Annotated in this window: 12 protein-coding genes, 1 tRNA gene and 3 pseudogenes; 6 read left to right on the top strand and 10 right to left on the bottom strand. The window is 56.8% G+C overall.

What is annotated here, in order from left to right:
• Window positions 1–56: 56 nt before the first annotated feature.
• The 4 genes from cobA (at window position 57) to SH664x_RS10475 (ending at window position 4,655) form a co-directional block, all read left to right on the top strand.
• Window positions 57–1,568: a uroporphyrinogen-III C-methyltransferase gene (gene cobA / locus SH664x_RS10490; protein WP_437200765.1), complete on the top strand. Its 1,512-nt coding sequence runs from the start codon at window positions 57–59 to the stop codon at window positions 1,566–1,568.
• Between the two features lie 769 nt (window positions 1,569–2,337).
• Entirely contained in the window at window positions 2,338–3,348 is a 1,011-nt protein-coding gene (locus SH664x_RS10485; RefSeq protein WP_437200764.1) for a DUF1559 family PulG-like putative transporter, read from the top strand.
• Window positions 3,349–3,670: 322 nt separating this feature from the next.
• Window positions 3,671–4,111, top strand: coding sequence for a hypothetical protein (locus SH664x_RS10480; RefSeq protein WP_437200763.1), 441 nt, complete (start codon window positions 3,671–3,673; stop codon window positions 4,109–4,111).
• A 459-nt stretch (window positions 4,112–4,570) separates the two neighbouring features.
• Window positions 4,571–4,655: transfer RNA gene (locus tag SH664x_RS10475), tRNA-Leu, on the top strand.
• An 85-nt stretch (window positions 4,656–4,740) separates the two neighbouring features.
• Here SH664x_RS10475 and SH664x_RS10470 read toward each other — a convergent pair.
• Window positions 4,741–5,685, bottom strand: a complete 945-nt coding sequence (locus SH664x_RS10470) for a tyrosine-type recombinase/integrase (RefSeq protein WP_437200762.1) — start codon at window positions 5,683–5,685, stop codon at window positions 4,741–4,743.
• Window positions 5,686–5,895: 210 nt separating this feature from the next.
• Window positions 5,896–6,045, bottom strand: a complete 150-nt coding sequence (locus SH664x_RS10465; protein WP_437200761.1) for a hypothetical protein — start codon at window positions 6,043–6,045, stop codon at window positions 5,896–5,898.
• Window positions 6,046–6,133: 88 nt separating this feature from the next.
• Here SH664x_RS10465 and SH664x_RS10460 point away from each other — a divergent pair.
• Window positions 6,134–7,233 (top strand): annotated as a pseudogene (locus tag SH664x_RS10460) (IS3 family transposase); the annotation flags it as partial.
• 235 nt (window positions 7,234–7,468) lie between these two features.
• On the opposite strand, the gene SH664x_RS10455 reads toward SH664x_RS10460, so the two are convergent.
• The 5 genes from SH664x_RS10455 to SH664x_RS10435 all read right to left on the bottom strand — a co-directional run bounded on the left by SH664x_RS10455 (window position 7,469) and on the right by SH664x_RS10435 (window position 12,083).
• Complete coding sequence (locus SH664x_RS10455) at window positions 7,469–8,440, bottom strand: alpha/beta hydrolase fold domain-containing protein (RefSeq protein WP_437200760.1); 972 nt, start codon at window positions 8,438–8,440, stop codon at window positions 7,469–7,471.
• Window positions 8,441–8,578: 138 nt separating this feature from the next.
• The gene (locus SH664x_RS10450; RefSeq protein WP_437200759.1) at window positions 8,579–9,049 is read right to left on the bottom strand and encodes a hypothetical protein; all 471 of its coding nucleotides are present in this window, start codon (window positions 9,047–9,049) and stop codon (window positions 8,579–8,581) included.
• A gap of 48 nt (window positions 9,050–9,097) precedes the next feature.
• Window positions 9,098–10,111: a DUF1559 family PulG-like putative transporter gene (locus SH664x_RS10445; protein WP_437200758.1), complete on the bottom strand. Its 1,014-nt coding sequence runs from the start codon at window positions 10,109–10,111 to the stop codon at window positions 9,098–9,100.
• Window positions 10,112–10,155: 44 nt separating this feature from the next.
• Window positions 10,156–11,556 carry a hypothetical protein gene (locus SH664x_RS10440; RefSeq protein ID WP_437200757.1) on the bottom strand — a complete coding sequence of 467 codons (1,401 nt, stop codon included), beginning with the start codon at window positions 11,554–11,556 and terminating at the stop codon, window positions 10,156–10,158.
• On the bottom strand, window positions 11,553–12,083 hold the full coding sequence (locus tag SH664x_RS10435) for a sigma-70 family RNA polymerase sigma factor (RefSeq protein ID WP_437200756.1): 531 nt from the start codon (window positions 12,081–12,083) through the stop codon (window positions 11,553–11,555). Before SH664x_RS10435 ends, SH664x_RS10440 begins: the two co-directional genes overlap by 4 nt.
• 445 nt (window positions 12,084–12,528) lie before the next feature.
• Here SH664x_RS10435 and SH664x_RS10430 point away from each other — a divergent pair.
• Window positions 12,529–13,313, top strand: a pseudogene (locus tag SH664x_RS10430) (IS5 family transposase).
• 19 nt (window positions 13,314–13,332) lie between these two features.
• Here the strand turns inward: SH664x_RS10430 and SH664x_RS10425 are convergent.
• The 3 genes and pseudogenes from SH664x_RS10425 to SH664x_RS10415 form a co-directional block, all read right to left on the bottom strand.
• A pseudogene (locus SH664x_RS10425) lies at window positions 13,333–14,061 on the bottom strand (ISAs1 family transposase); the annotation flags it as partial.
• Between the two features lie 66 nt (window positions 14,062–14,127).
• Complete coding sequence (locus SH664x_RS10420) at window positions 14,128–14,598, bottom strand: transposase (protein ID WP_437200755.1); 471 nt, start codon at window positions 14,596–14,598, stop codon at window positions 14,128–14,130.
• A 397-nt stretch (window positions 14,599–14,995) separates the two neighbouring features.
• Window positions 14,996–17,065, bottom strand: coding sequence for a protein kinase domain-containing protein (locus SH664x_RS10415; RefSeq protein ID WP_437200754.1), 2,070 nt, complete (start codon window positions 17,063–17,065; stop codon window positions 14,996–14,998).
• Window positions 17,066–17,285: the final 220 nt, after the last annotated feature.

Raw genomic sequence — 17,285 nt, 5'->3', positions numbered from 1 at the left:
TTTGAGGAACCGTCGGAGAGTCATTCCCGGCGGTTCGCTCGCAGCAGAAAAGTATCATGGCTTCCGTTGGCAAGGTTTATCTGGTTGGGGCAGGCTCGGGTGACCCCGGACTGCTGACCATCAAGGGGATGCGTTGCCTGCAGGAGGCCGACCTCGTTCTCTATGACGGACTGGTGAATCCCGCGTTATTGCACTACAGCCGGGCTGCCGCCGAGCGGACCTGTCGCGTAGGCTCCGGTGCTAACCGGCATCTCGATCAGGCGGAGATCAATCGTCAGCTGATTGAAGCGGGTCGCGCGGGCCGCACCGTTGTTCGGCTCAAAGGGGGAGACCCCTTTATCTTCGGCCGGGGAAGCGAAGAGGCGGCAGCGCTGGCGGACGCCGGAATTCCTTTTGAAGTCGTTCCGGGAATCACCGCAGGCATTGCCGCTCCTGTCTATGCCGGAATTTCGCTGACGCACCGCGACATGGCTTCCGCAGTCGCTTTCGTAACCGGGCATGAGGATCCGACAAAAGCGGAACACGCACTCGATTACACCGCGCTCGCAAAGTTTCCCGGAACGCTCGTGTTCTACATGGGACTGCATCGGATCGGGCTCATCGCACAGTCGCTGATCGAACAGGGGAAATCGCCGACCACTCCGGCGGCGGTCATCTCCCGTGGAAGCACACCGCGACAGCGTACTGTCACGGCTCCCCTCGCCGAAATCGCAGACGCGGTAGCCGCTGCCGGATTGCGACCCCCTTCGCTGATTATCGTCGGGGAATGTGTCACGCAGCGGGAGCGGATCAACTGGTTCGAAAGGCTCCCACTCGCCGGGGTAAGCATCGGAATCACGCGGCCGACGGGGCATGAAGAGGATTCGGTAGCTCTGGCCTATCAACTCGGTGCAGAACCGGTGTTGATGCCGACAATCGAAATCCAGCCTGTCGACGACTGGACTCTGGTCGACGACGCCTTGCAGCGTCTGGGAGAATTTGACTGGCTGATCTTCACAAGTGTGAACGGCGTGGATGCCGTCCTGCAGCGACTCTGGGAAACCGGGGGAGACAACCGCCGTCTGGGAAAGGTGAAGCTGGCTGCGATTGGTCCGGCGACAGCTGCGCGATTGGCACACTACCACTTGCGTGCTGACCTTGTTCCGGAAGTCTATCGTGGCGAGGCTCTTGCGGCTGCTCTGCTACCCTATGTCGCTGGGAAAAGAGTTCTCTGGCCCCGAGCCAATCGGGGACGGGACGTGATTCCGGATGCATTAGCTGCCGCGGGGGCGCATGTCGAACAGGTGGTTGTTTACCACCATCGGGATGTGGAACAGTTTCCCGATTCGGTCATGCAGTCGCTGGCGGCCGGAGAGTTGAACTGGATTGCCCTCAGCAGTCCTTCCATCGCACGGAATATCGCGAGGCTCCTCAACGGGCCTGCGCTCCGGAATCACGTTCGTCTGGCAGCAATCAGTCCGGTGACGGCTGAGGCCGCCGTCGCCGCCGGTCTGACGGTTTCAGCGGTGGCTGAAGAACATACCTGGCGTGGGTTATTCGCTGCAATTCGTGACAGAGAAGAACGTTAGGGAAGACGTCTCGTCCTCGTGGCTGGGTGCATTCGTCTCGATTGAGCAGTTCACCGCTCCCTCGCGGCAGAAACGTGCAGGCCCGAATTCAGGAAGCGGGGAGGACAGGCGCTTTTGTGAGGCGAGACCTGCTCCCGTTTCGCTGAATTTGTCAGGAAATGGCAAATCACGGCGAATTTATGTCCAAAGCCAACCTCAAGAATCTCAATTCCATAAGCGTAGATTGATATCCCCGGGGGTGTGCCACACGCGAAAGTCTCTCGTCATGCTGTCCTCGAAGAGCCAGCAGTCGATTCGACAATCTGTTGGAGACAACCATCCTGAGCGAGGTCCCAGGAGAGGTGGCCGCTTGATCATCTCCCCCCGCTCCGCCCGAAATGGGCGTTCTTCCTGTGTCACTCCTCGTGTTGAGATCACTTGCCACGTGGGGTCGAAGCACGCTGCACATTCTCGTCGTTTCGCCAGAGTGGTCTCAATCGCCCCGATGTGTTCGACCCGCAGAGTGTTTGCGTCCTCCTTCCGCTTCCCCAAGTTCTGTTTCTTATTCGCGGTGCCGACACATCGTCCACATCCGCGTCAACTCATTGTCGCAGCGCAGCGAAGAGTCATCGGCTCACAATCAGACTGCGGGAACTTCCCTCACCGGACGTTTCCACGACAGCCTCCATCCGGCACAAGGTCCTCTCCGGCAACCGCACACTTCCATTTCAGACGATGCCTTCAATTCTTTTTCATCGGCTCCATTCCAGGCGTTAACGAGGGATTGGCCATGTTTGCACGACGTCGAGCGTTTACACTGATCGAACTCTTGGTCGTCATCGCGATCATTGCTGTGCTGATCGCGTTGCTTTTACCTGCCGTCCAGCAGGCTCGCGAAGCAGCGCGTCGCAGCCAGTGCAAGAACAACCTCAAACAGATCGGGCTGGCGATGCACAATTACCATGAGGTGCATGGCTTGTTTGCACCCGGGTATCAGAATGCCCCCTCCACGGGACAGGCACCGGGAACCGCGAGCCGGGGCACAGGATTCAGCTGGTCGACTTCGCTGCTTCCCTACCTCGACGGGGCCAGTATCTACAACCAGTTCAACCTCAATTATCCGATGGCAGGCAACCGTTTCCCGCAGTCGCTTGCCAACGCGAAGGTTGCAGAAACCGCACTTCCCTGGGCACGTTGTCCCTCCGATATCATTCCGACGAACTATGACCGGGGAATTGAAGGGCAACCGGGGTATCGGGCGAATCAGGCCACCTGCAGTTACAAGATGAGCATCTCAGGCTACAGCGGAACGGGTGACCTGGGCTCGACTCCCAATCGACGTAACGGTGCTTTCCTGGAGAACTGGGGGCACCCGATCCGGAATATTACCGATGGAACTTCCAACACCATCATGGGAGGCGAGACGAGCTGGGAATATTCGCTATACGGTGCGCTGTATGGATTCGTGAATCACCTTTCTACGGGTGGCTCAGGGGGGTGGGGTGGGACGCAGGCCCGCTGCTGCGTGAGTTACGGAGAGATTTCCATGAATCCTCCTTTCCGTGCGCAGGAGGTCAATGTCAACGATGATGCCGACGGTTCGTTCAGCAGTCTGCACGAAGGGGGCGCCCAGTTCGTCATGTGCGACGGTTCCGTCCGGTTCATCAGTGAAAACATTCAGAACACGAAGATGCAGTGGAGCACGGGGAACGCCTACGATCAGGCGAACGGAGGGATTGGGTATGGCCTCTGGCAGAGACTCTTCTCAATCTCCGATGGCCTCACTGTCGCTGATTTTTAAGGAACGATTCAGCTGGCTCAGAGTATTTCGCCTTGCGGCAGTGGGGGATCTCCGGTGCCGCGAGGCGTTCGCATTGGCTGCGACAGCATTCACCCCCTGCGAAGTGACGACAACAATCAGAAGCGGTCCATGAACCTGGAGCAGGTTGTCCTTGCCTGTGCCAGCGCAGCAATTCTGTCGTGGGGTGAAATGGTCACTTCCACGTGGGGTAAACGGACAGAATGAAGTTCCATGTGTTCAAACGAGACTCACGTCGTCATTGCCGAAATGCCTGTGACACAATCAGAGTACGGCACCCCAGTCGTGACAACGAGCCCCTGAAATGAACAGAGCAAGAAAAATTGGACTTGCAACGCCACTGATCATGCTGCTGCTCGGATCCGGTTGCCATCAGAAGCCGCTTGAAAAGGTGACCGGTCGTATCACCCTGGATGGCCAGCCCGTTCCCGAGGGGACCGTTGTGGAGTTCATTCCGGAGAATGGCCGACCCTCGGAAGCCAGAACCGATGTCAACGGAGCATTCGAACTGCAGCACACTCTTCGTCGATCCGGCTCCTCAATCGGTCCCCACAAAGTCCGCATTTCCAGTTGGCGTCAGGAGCAGTTGCACTCCAACGGGAAAGTGACTCCCTTACGACCGGAGTCCATCCCGGCGGAATACAACTACCATTCCGAACTCACATTTCACGTGGAGAGTGGCAAAGACAATGTCGCGAACTTCGAACTGAAGTCGGGCGGCAAGATCATTCAGCCTCCCAAGTAGAGGCAACGGTCTGTCGACGACCCACCCCACTCCCACTGCAGCCGACGAGAACACGTTGCCCCCCTAAGGCCTCGACCTCTCACCGCCGCCCCCGGATTTCGTCGCACGTTCCTCATTTTCGAGCAAACCGGACAGACCGCTTGATCGCTGTCATTTTTGCCCCGGACAGCCGACGCGAGTTCCAGCCCACTTGCAATTCCTCGCCACCCTCATGATACTTTGCCAATGCCCCGGCGGGCATTGCCCCACCAGCTTAAATCACGCATGAACCAGTTTGGTTTACCGGATTAACTCCTTCCTTGCCAATAACTTGTGGCGAGGATCCCGGAATCGTGTTGAGTCGGGAGGTGTCCGCTCACCGAGGCAGGACGATGACTTTCGCGTTTCTGGACAGTCATGTATGCAGGCCGTGGCAAGTCGTCGGGAGACCCAGATTACCACCGCAGAGTTGATGCAGTGGCCGAAGTGGCGGAATCGGCAGACGCGCTGGATTCAAAATCCAGTATCCGTAAAGGGTGTGTGGGTTCGAGTCCCACCTTCGGCACCTTATGAGCCTTGGAGTTACGTCAACTCCAAGGCTCTTTTTTCGGACCACGGACCGGATCATCACCAACAAATCACCAACACTTTCAAATCTGGCTCATCACGGCGTCTGAAATCGATTCCTCTTCCTCAGCGACGTAATGCCGTCTCATCGCTTCCGGATGGCAGCCGAATGCAATCGATGCATCGTCATAGGTAACGCCGGCCCGCCGTGCCCGACTCATGGCCGTTCCCCGAAAGTTGTGGAGTTTGAACGGCTGGCATTTCGTCTTTTCTTGGTACAGGGTGTTCTGATCCTGAAGCCAGTTCACCAATCTGGCCGGAGTGAACTGACCGACCGATTTGGCGGCTTGTGGCCGGTTGCGTCGTAGGTGGACAGCTCGAAGTTCATCAGAGAAGTTTCCGAAGATGAATTCTTTCCCGGCCATTCCCCTCAGTTCTTCGTACAACGCCCCAGGCAGCCGACAGCCACGCTGTTTACGTCCCTTTGTGGTTTCAGCCGTGAAGTAAATGCGTCCGTCTCGCAAGGCCCCAGGGGCAGCGGATGCCAGTTCCGTGATCCGCGCTCCGATCCGGGCTTTTACTTCCAGAAACAGAACCGGCATCCGCCAGCCATTCCATCGCTTCTCCAACCAGTCGAGAAATGACTGCTGTTCCTCATCCGAAAGAACCCTTGGCTTCCACTTCTCCCGCTTTGGCGGTTCGACCGGCTCAAATGGATTGGCAGTCAGCAGGCGAATTGTTTTGATCCACCATTTTCGATAGATAACCCGGAGATTGTTCAAATCACTGGCAACAGTGGCCACGGCTTTCCCGGCATCAATGCGGAACACCTTGTATTGTTCCGCCATTTCTGACGTCACATCGGCTGGGCTTTCCACTTCGGACCAACTGCAAAATGGCGTCAACGCATCCTCATACCTGCGAATCGTTGACGGTCTCAAGTTGGCAGCTTCCATGTGCCGTTTGAGTTTCTTCATTGCTTCATCCCAGGTAGGACGGTAGCCGGCAATCTTAGGAGCTAAATTCATCGCGAATGATCGAAACGGCCGCATCGGCTGCTCGCTTCCGATTCTTTTCCTTTGTTGTCCGTTGCAGTCGTTTGCCGTCCGGCCCTGTGAAACAGACTCGATACACCGGGTCACGGTCACGCATCTGTAAACTGAACTTCACCCGGCGTCCATCCGGCAATGCACAGACCTCATTTGTCCTGTGTGATTTTCGATCCCCCTTGGCTGCAATCATCGTTGCATGAACCTTTCCAGCATCTCGGTAGTGAATCGCAGCTCCTTGCCAGCTTTCAACGATTCGAGCCGTCCCCGCTCAATCGCTCCGTAGATTTGCTTGTCTGTGGTTGCCCCGATATACCGCATCGCTTGACGAACATCCAAGAAAGGCGATTCTGGCCTGCCTTTGAAAACCTGATCCAGATGGTATGAAGGTTTCCAGCGGCCCCGGAGGGGGCGAAGGAGACCTTGAATGACGACGAAGCGAAGGAAGCGGCATACGCCCGAGCAGATTGTCAAGAAGCTGCGGGACGCCGAAGCGATGCTGAACGCCGGCCAGGACGAAGCTGCGGTACTGCAGGCTCTGGAGATCAGTTGGGCGACGTACCTGCGGTGGAAGAACCAGTACGGCGGAATGAAGTCCGAGGAGGCCAGGCGCCTCAAGCAACTGGAAGACGAGAACAAGCATCTCAAGGAAGTGGTCGCTGAGCTGACCTTGGACAACCGGATGCTGAAGCATCTTCAGCAGGGAAACTGGTAAGCCCTTCTCGAAAGCGAGCCGCTGTGAAGGAACTGCAGCAGACGTTCGAGGTGTCGGAGCGCAGGGCCTGCGAAGTGGTTGATCAACCGCGCAGCAGCCAGCGTTACGAGTCACAGCCTCGGAGTGATGAAGGCCCCATGACCAGACGGATGCGGGAACTGGTGGGGCGTCGTCCCCGGTTCGGGTACCGCCGGATCGGGAGTCTGTTGCGGAACGAAGGGTGGCGGGCCAGCGATACGCGGGTGTATCGCTTGTGGCGTCGGGAAGGGCTGAAAGTGCCGAGAAAGCGGCGGAAACGCCGCGGCCTGGGAGTCAGCGAGAACGGCTGCCAGCGCCGGAAGGCCGAGCACCAGGACCACACGTGGTGCTGGGACTTCGTGTTCGACCGGACAGCGAACGGGAGTCCACTGAAGTGGCTGAGCATAGTGGATGAGTACACCCGGGAGTGCCTGGCGCTCAAGGTGGCCCGGAGCCTGACCAGCGAAGATGTGATCGACACGCTGGCGGAGTTGTTTGCAATGCGGGGCGTGCCCCAGGCCATTCGTAGCGACAATGGGCCGGAGTTCGTGTCCAAAGCGATTCGGGGCTGGCTGGGCCGACTGAAGATCCAGTCGCTGTCCATTGCTCCGGGAAGTCCCTGGGAGAACGGTTACGCGGAGAGCTTCCACAGCCGGTTGCGAGACGAGTTCCTGGGGCTGGAAGAATTCGAGAGCCTGTCGGCAGCAAAGCGTCTGACCGAGGCGTGGAGAGAGGATTATAACCATCACCGACCGCACAGCTCACTGGGGTATGCGACCCCGGCCGAGTACGCGGCCCAGTGCTCGGGGACGGTCCCCGGCGCGGCCCGCTGTGCCAGCTGCGTTCGGCCTACGGCCTCACTCCGCCGGCACAGCGGAGATTCCCCAAACAAACCTTCATAGCACCTGGTACAGAAATTTGACGCAGATCACAACCTCATGAGCAAGCGGCTCGTCAAACTTCAAAAATGAATTTCACAACACGTTCTCAGCCATCCCAAAGACGGGATCAACCAACCGGTTTCACAGCTTATCTCAAATAGGCGTTAAGAAATTCAACGACCTTCTCATGAATTTCGGGCGTAGAGTAAGACACCTCCTTAGTACTGCCGTGACCTCCCCCCTGTACGATCTCAAGTGTCACATCAAGATTCCGCTTACGATATTCGTCCACGATGCGCTCCGACTGATCCGGCAGCACCTTATTGTCCTTATCACCTTGAAAAATTAAGAGCGGCGCATCATCTTCGGTCACATGGAACGCAGGACTTGCGAACCTCGCCAAATCCTGATCCTTATTAACCGGCTGGCCAAGCAACAGATGGACAGGAGAGCCCGGTTTTTCAGTTTTCTCAGGCTGATTCTGAGACCTGAGAATGAAATCCATCGGACCATAATAATCAACAACTGCCTGGACACGGGAACTCCTGTCGAGATTTCCCCCAACATCACCTTCAAGTTCCTCAATGCCTCCTGTGACACCGAGCATGACGGCGAGATGCCCACCAGCCGACTCCCCGGCTACCCCAACACGGGAGGCGTCATAACCATAATCCTCCGCGTGGGCGCGCAGCCATCGGATAGCCCCTTTGCAGTCATGCACCTGACTGGGAAAGATGGCATCCGGAGCCAGTCGATAGTCGATGGTTGCAACAGCGAAACCATGATCCGCCAGCCAGGGAACAATCACAGCATTGTCCCTGCGCGTCATCGCACTCCAACTGCCACCATGAATAAACACAACCAACGGCGGCTTCTCCTTGTCGACATTATCCGGCAACACCAGGTCAAGATAGAGAGGCTTCGAATAGACGTGAGCAAAAACCACGTCATTAATGCGATGAGCTGCTTCTGACCGTTGACAAAGAATCGATGTGAGCGCGCAAGCCGCAACAATCAATGGGCTCACTCCGTACAAGTGGCCCCGCACATCCAGACGCACGCCGAAAGAAGGCTTGTTCATAAGAATAATTTCCGAAAGAACCATTTGAAAACGTCCCATCGCCCATTCGCCATCCTTTACCTATAAAAATGGCAAACTCGCGCCCGCAAGACAACGATCTGCAAGCGCGCAATTCGCCAGGAGGCCTGACACCAGCGAGTTGCCGGCGACAAAACCTCCCGGCGCATGACACTTCACCTAGTCCGTTAATACAATGTCAAGTATAACGGGACCCTTCTCGTTGGCTGGAACGTCGATGACGATGTCGCTCAAATTCGCCTGAGTATACTTTTCTGGGATCAACCACTCAATATCCTTCGGGGTGTTGTATTGTGCCAGCTCAAGCCTTGAACTCAAGATCCTGACTTTATACTTACCCGGTACTGCACCATCGTTGTTTTGAAAGGTTGACAGAGCATACTTGCCGTCGGCTTCAATGAAGGACACTGCAGTACGATGTGGACGCCCCTCCTCGATTTCTATAGGTTCGAATGTAATCAGTCCTTTCGGAACGGGCTTGTCCTGGTAGACGATAACTCCGGTAACTGGAACGGTTTCAGGAATACCGCTATTGCCGCAGCCAGTCAGGGCAAGCAGGCCAGCCAGCGCAAGGGTTGCCAAAAAGCATGCCGAATGATTATACGAAGACTGTGACATGTCGTTATACATTTGTGATTATTCCCAAAGGATTTAACAGCCCGTCCTGGCATATGCAATCTATTCTGAGACCGCCGCCCCGTCCGCTTTATTGCCGAGATAGTTCCAGGTGCGATGGTCGATATTTTCGGAGACGAATCGCACCGATCCATCTGCCATTGCCATTTGCACGCCACCGTCGTGATGGCTTCCGAAACCCGTGTTCATGTGTACGCAGGCGTCGTTTCGCCGGTCGTACATCTTCGCTTTATCACATTGGACGAAGATCTTATGAGCATTCGGCGGTGGGTTCGTCTGAGCCAGTGCGTACAAGGTGGGGAAGAAGTACATCACTTGCGCATGGTAAGCGGGCAGGCGTTCTCCAAACAGGAACGTATTTGACGTTCCATCGGTTGCATCACGAAAAGAGTAGACTCTGCATCCAATGGCAAACATTCCTGGGCTGACGGGATCGGAAAAAATCCCATTTACCTTCCTGCAGCTGCAGTCCCCCGTGATACCGCAGGCATAGGGCGCTTGCGAATAGACACAGCTTCTCAGGTCGGGGCCAGTCGAATACTTTCCACCATATGGTCCTCCTGAAGGGCCATAGCTCTGCCCCATAGACATTCCCCCGCTGAAGAGATACGCCGGTTCTCGAGTATTTGGGAAGAGACCGGCATCGGGATCTGTTGGGCAGGCCAGGCCCGGGAAGAGGCGGTTATTCAATATTGCCGCATTGGTGGCATGAACCGGTGACAGAGTGAAATCAATCTGGTTGTAAATAGTGGACTGGTCGATGTACGGAAACAGCGACTCAAGCCAGGTATGGCAGTTCATGATTTTCTCCAGGGCACAGAAGGCGGCTCCTGGCAGAGTGCCGTGTGTATCGTGGTAGTTGTGAGCTGCCAAGGCGATCTGCTTCAGATTATTTTTACACTGCGTTCTGCGCGCCGCTTCCCGGGCTTGTTGTACGGCCGGTAGTAGTAGAGAGATGAGAACCGCAATAATCGCGATGACCACGAGCAGCTCAATGAGCGTGAAGCCGCTGCGATGGAGGCGCTTGAACACCGAGGTTCGAAGTGGTGGCAACATGTCACACTTTCCAAAAAGGGGGTAAAGAGAACCTGACCGAACAGTCATTCTTCGAGAGGAACAGCAACAATACCGTACATTGCAAACCCGGCCTTAAGCCCTTCAAGACGAACCGATCCTAATGTTACCGTAAGGTCGTCCCGCATCGTGCGCTTCCATACGGAAAAATGATCATCAATTGAACGCCCCGGTCCCACTTCCTGTATATCCTTGCTGGAGAAACTTGGCGGAGCATTCGCCTCTGAGTAATCCCCTTCATCAAGACCGACTTTTAAGCCTGTCGGCTGGAAATTCGACACCAGCCATTCATTGGGGGGGGGGACGCCATCGTGATAGAGAATGTATAAGTTCGCAGGACGATTCAATGTCACCACGATCTGCAGAGGATCGAGATACCTGTCGTCCATATACATGCGAATATAATCGCCCCCAATCAGTTCACGGGGCAGGCCGGCTTCATCGACCCCATTCCATTGATCGGGCCGATCCACGAATGCCCTGACGTCTTCTCCGAATCCTCCCGGCACAATTGAATAGAATCTGGGCCGCAGTTCCATCGAGAGCTGTTCTTGCACCGAGGCAATCACCGGTTGCTGCTTCCCTCGCCAGGTTGTCGACCAGGTGGAAAGAGCGACGTCGTGCCAGATCGTGAACACCCTCGACACTTCGCCACTCGGCTCCACACGAATTGCCTCTCCTGTATTCAGAATCGGGTTGCGGGAGTCCGACTCAGAAAATTCGCCGCGAAGGATGACATTTACTCTTCCTTCAAACACGGCGACATGGGTGACACCGGAAGGATCCACCTGCACTCCGAAGACGGCTCCCAGGTCGAAGACGTCAACTAATTCCGTCGTGACAGTGAATCCTCGCCCCCGACTTCCCCCCTCGACCTCCAGCTGACCCAGGCGCAGGTCGACTTTTGATGGCGAAATCACGTGCAAGTCGACCTCGCCGGAATGCTTTGCGGTGGTGCCGTCTTTAAATCGGATCGTGGCCTGTCCATCCAGCTGTCGGAAGCGGGCGCCTGGCAGCAGCCGCTTCACCCCCGTCGCTGCTTCTGCCCAGGCGACAGGAAGAAACTCGGGGGACACTCGAACGGACTGATCCGACAGGGAGAACGGAATCAGCGTCGCAGCCAGCAGAGCGACTGCACCGGCAAAAATCCACCGGCGCAAATGGATCACTCTCTTCTTCGACGCAGCGTTTCTGCGACCCTCCGACACGTCTTTGGGCCACTTCAGCAGCAACATTGCCCAAGTGCGACGCAGATGCTGACTCATCACAGCTTGACTGACGTAGTAATCCGCAACGTCAGGACGACTGCGAAGAAGCTCTTCAAGGCGTTGCCACTGCTGATCGGTGGCAACACCCTGAGCGCACGCAGCCACGAGCTCTCTGGCCTCGCCATCAACAATCATTTTTCCGAATGGGCGGTAAGTCATGCGGAGTGGCTGGCAATTAGGACTCGATCGATGCACTCGTGCAGCATTTCACGGACGCGCTTCAAACGCTGGTAAAGCGCTGCGGGAGTGATCCCCCACCGCTGAGCCAGGTCGCGACCTTTTTTGTTCCCGGCATATACCTCCTCAAGAAGCCACCGGTCCTTCCGGGACAGCCGCGAAAGGCATGTCCGCAGCGCATTCAGTCGCTCATCAAGCTCCAAACCTGACCGCTCGACTGAGTGGGCCAGCATGGCTGCTGCTTCGTCACTAAGAGAAGCCCAAGGATGGCCGCGCCGCCGATAGAATCGTTTCGCTTCCACCTTCGCCATTCCAAAGGCCCAAGAAAGGTAGTCCCTTTCGGAATCAAATTTTTCTCTCCTTTCCCAAAGTGCAAGACTCGTCTGCTGAAACACCTCCTCAGCATTCGCATGATCGGGCACAAGTGCTGACACATAGGCCTCCAGTCGCTTACGTACGACCAGAAAATTCTTCAGGAAATCTGTTGCTTCAAGTGAGTTCTTGTTCACGTCTTTGGGGGGCCACAGTTGAATTCAAGGTGACTTATCTGTAGAAGTAATCCACTCAGACTTGTAAAATGTGACGGTGAATTTTGAAGAAAATCTACGAAGTCTTATGAGTTTAAGCGAAATCAAGGCGGCAAAGTTCCCGGCACTTTGTCCGTTGGTACTACAGTTGGAGATTTCGGAGTGGTGAACCTCTGGCTTTGTAGTGAGATTCCTTGGAGATGGCCTGATGGTGGCATTTCCACGTGGAGAATTGCAGTGTTTGATCCATCGTTACTGGGCGGATGAGCAGCAGTGTGGCCAGCAGGTTGCTGACCTCGGGGACACTGAGGCGAATCAGCAGTTTGTCGCTTTTTTCTGAGAACGTGTTTTGAAATTGCCTTGAATGAGGAAAACGGCTACGGCTCCCTTGTGAACATCCTGGCAATCCAAGGAAGGAGCCGCAGCCGTGGTCAGGTGGAAGCGTCCCAGCGATCTCTCGGATCAGCAATGGCAAATCGTCAGAAAATACGTCCCTCTCGTCGTGGTCGCAGGCCGATTCCCCGGCGCTGGATCTTCGATGCCATTGCGTATGTCGTCCGCACCGGCTGTCAGTGGTGACTGCTGCCGCCGCACTTTCCCAACTGGAGCACGGTGTACGGCGTCTTCCGGCAATGGAAACAGGCTGGCGTCTGGCAACGGATGCACGATGCCCTGCGCCGCGAACTGCCTCTGGCGATGGGCAAACAGCCACAGCCCACGGCGGCGATTCTCGACAGCCAGTCGGTGCGCCCGGCCGAAGGGGGATACGAGCGGGGATACGATGGGGCCAAGCAAATCACAGGTCGCAAGCGGCACATTGCCGTCGACACGCTGGGCCTGATCGTGGCCTTGGTCGTGCACGGAGCGTACTGGCAGGATCACGACGGAGCCTGCTTTCTGTTGATGAAGTTGAGGCAGGTCTGTCCCAGATTGAAGGTTTTATTTGCCGACTCAGCCTATGGGCGTAAGGAACTGCCAATGTGGGTTCGGCAGACATTCGGTTGGGTCTTGCAGGTTGTCCTCAGGCCAGTTGGGCAAAAGACGTTCGTGGTCTTGCCGAAAAGGTGGGTTGTGGAGCGGACCTTCGCCTGGCTGGCCCGCTATCGACGACACTCCCGAGACTACGAACGAACACCCGAGTCGAGTGAAACGGTGACCGACATCGCCATGATCAACCTGATGAGCAAACGCCTCACTCGGCTTCAAAACTGATTTTTCAAACACGTTCTAAGTACGAACGCTGCTCCTGGCGACCATGCCCTTTCTCGTTTGTCTCGTGCTGGCTGACCTTTGCCCGGGCGAGTTCATCCGCGATGTGATCCACGAAGAACGACTCGATGCTAGCCTGCAGAGTCGGCTGCTTGCCTTTCACCGCCAGCATGTAATCCGCACCCGCCTCGACGATCTTCTCCGCAATCTCTGCCTGGCAACCCAGGGCGTCGATGGTGACCTGAGACCCGGAAATCTCAATGATTTCCAGCAGTTTGGGGATCGCGGTGATCTCATTGCTCTTCTCATCCACGACCACCTGCCCCAGGCTGATGTGGTTGGCACTGGCCTAGGCACTGACCATGTGAATCGCAGACTTGCTGCTGGCCTTGTCGTGACTTCCCCGCAGCGTTTTGCCGTCGATGGCCACGATCTGGCCTGCGGTGACCTCCTGTAAAGAGGTGATCCAGCTCAACAAACACTTCTCAAACTCAGCGGGCTTGAGAACCGCGAAGATGGCATTGAATCGATCGTGCGACGGGACGCCGGAGGTCATGTTGAGAAACCTCGCCAGCCAGTCTTTCTTCATGTTCGCCCCCTGCGCGATGGAGACAAAATCTTCACAGCCACTCATCACCGCACACAGCGCCATCGTCACGATGTTTAAGAGCGGATCTGTCGGCTCCCGCTTTCGCGGATCGGTGAGTTCGGAAACGTGATCTGCAAGATGAACGGACGATTTGTGAACCATCTGGCACCTCCGGGCGAAAGGTGCTCCCTGAAAAGACTTCACAACGCCATTATACCGCTTGAAGCATCACATCCCGATTCTTGCAGATTTCCCAGCATCGCGCAATCGCCCTGCGACTGCTGCGAGCCTGATGAAGCCGGCAAAAATGCAGGATTTTTTCTCATAATGGGTGGCGCATAGGCGACAGCGCTTGATGCGTCTGAAGAAGCGTTCAATCACATCGCGGAGCTTGTGGCGCTGTTTGTCATAGCACTTCTTCCGCTTGCGGGTCGGATTGGGACGAATACAAACCTTGGCTTTCAGTTGCCGGGATTGCTTGCGGAGGGCATCACTGTCATACGCTGCATCCGCCACGGTGTGCCGGGGCGTTCCGGAAGACACCTGGTTCAGCAGTACCTTGGCCTGAGGAGCATCTCCTCGTTGGCCTGCCGTCAGAGCAGATGCAGGAGGCGTCCACAGCCACTCACGACGTAGTGCAGTTTGGTGGTGAATCCTCCACGACTGCGTCCCAGACACCGCCGGGCGTAGGCGTCTCATTTTTTGCGTCGGGCTGGCGTCGGCCCGGGAGCAGGTCCTTGACCTTCTCCCACTGGGCATCGGTCAGTTCATGGCGTCGACGCTTCATTTCCTGCTCCTCTTTGAGTCCGCACAGTCGCGAGGAAAAACTCATTTCACGACAGAATGAGTGTCCGGGCTACGTAACCGTCGGGAAGGAGTGCCTCGATACGCACCCACTCCTTTTCAGGCAACACTTCGCGCTGCGTCGTTCTGCAGATTCCTTCAGGATTCAAATCGGAACCACGAGCGGACACTGGTTTCTCCCCCATCCAAATGTCAGGTGAGATGAGTGCCAGCACGACCTGATTCAGTTGGTGTGAAGACCTTCGTCGATCTTTTTCGAATCGGCTGCAGGGGATGCGTAGTTGCTTTCGTGTTACGTGCCGCGGAGTTCCTCCGCCTGTTTGCGATCCGTAATATCGACGTGCGAGCCCGCGATTCGAAATGCCTTCCCGTCCGCATCGCGCAGCGCCACGCCACGCGCGAGAATCCAACGGTAAGTCCCGTCCTTGTGTTGGAGCCGATACTCACAATCGTAATGCGGAGTGATGCCGTCGATGTGGGCCTGATTCGCTTGTAGCACACGCTCGCGATCGTCGGGATGAATCCTTCTCTCCCATTCCTCGATGCGAGCCTCGATTTCGTCGTCCTCATAGCCGAGAATGCTCTTCCAGCGCGGGGAGTAATAGATCTCGCCCGTCTGCGGATCCCAGTCCCAGAGGCCGTCTTGCGACCCCTGGACGGCAAGTTCGAATCGTTCGCGGCTGCGGATCAGTTCCGTTTCGACTCGCTTACGTTCCGTGATGTCGCGAAAGACAACGACGCCGCCTCGCAGTGCGCCGGTTTCGTCTTTCAGGGGACGCGCGTTGGCGCTGGCCCAGAATCCGTTGTCGCTCGCAAGTAGACGAATAAACATCTCGACATCATTCACTTCCTCGCCACGAATGGCCCGGGCCAAGGGCAGGTCGCCGACTTCGAAGCGAGTGACCTGGTCCGGCCCATAGAATTCAGCGACGCTGTGCGACTCGGCGATGGTTGTTTCGGTGATCGAACCAAAGATGTTCTCGGCAGCCGGATTGACGAGCATGATTCGACCCGTCTCGTCGGACACGAGGACCCCCTCACTCATGCTGTTCAGGATCGAACGCAGGACTTCGGTCTGGCGGCGCAACGCGTCTTCAGCCCGGCGGCGCTGATCCTCTTGCCAGTGCAGCACCTGCTGGGCGAGGTCTTCAGCCCGGGCGTAGCGGTCGGCCGGATCTCTCGCCAGCGCCCTGAGGCAGATCTCCTCGAGTGCGGGAGAAACGTCGGTGCACAGCTCCCGGGGCGGCGGAGGATTGCCACGAATGGCTTTCTGGAGAACCTCAATGGTGTTGGAACCGATGAAGGGTGGCTTTCCGGTCAGGATTTCATACAGCATCGCTCCGAGCCCATACACATCCGTCCGCTCGTTGATTTGCTCCAGACGGCCCTCTGCTTGTTCGGGAGCCATGTAGGCTGGTGTGCCCATGATCTCTCCCTGGATCGTCAGCCCCGCATCGTGAGTCTCCAGGCAGAGATCTTCGGGAACGTCGGCGTCCTCTTCGTCGATGTGATCCAGACGCTTGGCCAGGCCCCAGTCGAGGACGATGACTTCGCCGAAATCCCCGAGCACCACATTATCCCCCTTCAGGTCGCGGTGGAGAACCCGACGGGAGTGGGCGTAGGCGATGGTATTGCAGACCGAAACGAAGGCCGTCAGCAGTCTCACGAGTTCCAGCGGTCCTGCTTGCCCGTCGCGCCGCCTGGCGTGATAGGCGCGAATGGCCTCGGTGAGTGTCCCTCCCCTGACAAACCGCATCGTGTAGAAAGGCCCGCCAGTGTCCGTCCGGTCGGCGAGTTCGTAGACCGGCACAATGCCCGGATGCTCGAGTCGTCCAGTTAACCGCGCCTCCCGAACGAAGCGCGCCTTCGTCTTGCCATTGCCCGCCAGTTCCGGGCGCAGTTCCTTGAGCGCCACTTCACGGCCAAATTGCCGATCGCGTGCCCGCCAGACGCGCCCCATGCCCCCGGTGCCATGTACGCTCATATAGGAATAGCTTCGCTCCATCGCTTCAATGTCATTCGCCCCGTCGGGCTGCGAGACTTCATTCGCCGGCAACGAAGGAATCACGGTTGCGTCAGATAAAAGTCCCGCCAGATCAGGCGCCGACGTCTGGGCTGAGGCGACCAAGCGGCTCAGAGCCGCATTCGCATCGCCCGCATGGTCGTCGAGACATCGCAGGCACAAGTATTCAAGATGCGGACGGTCCGCTGGCTGAATCCAGCCCCGTTCCTCAAGGATGTCCCCGGGAGACTGCTCCGATCGGACAGCGTATTCCCGAAAGGCCATCGCGAACTGGTCGCTATCGATCCTTCCCGTCTGAAGGCAGAGTGCTGCAAAGAGCAGGGAACGATCTCTATTCATGTGCGAGAATCTCGATCTAGAGCAGGTTGCTCTTTCCAGTGCCCTCGCAGCAAGCGATTCATGGGGTGAAGTGCTGACATCCGCGTGGCGAGAACGGGGCAATCACAATTCAAAATGCTCTATCGGCGATAACAGGTTCGCTCGGCATCCAACAATCTGGGGGCCCCATGTGCCATCGATGCAGAAAGAAAATCAGTCCGGAGAGACACCGTTGCACTTC

Origin of the sequence: Planctomicrobium aquicomposti (genome assembly GCF_051466325.1) — a bacterium.
Classification (GTDB): Bacteria; Planctomycetota; Planctomycetia; order Planctomycetales; family Planctomycetaceae; genus Planctomicrobium.
The sequence above is the reverse complement of the archived record's forward strand: the minus strand, read 5'-3'. Positions and strand labels throughout refer to the sequence as shown.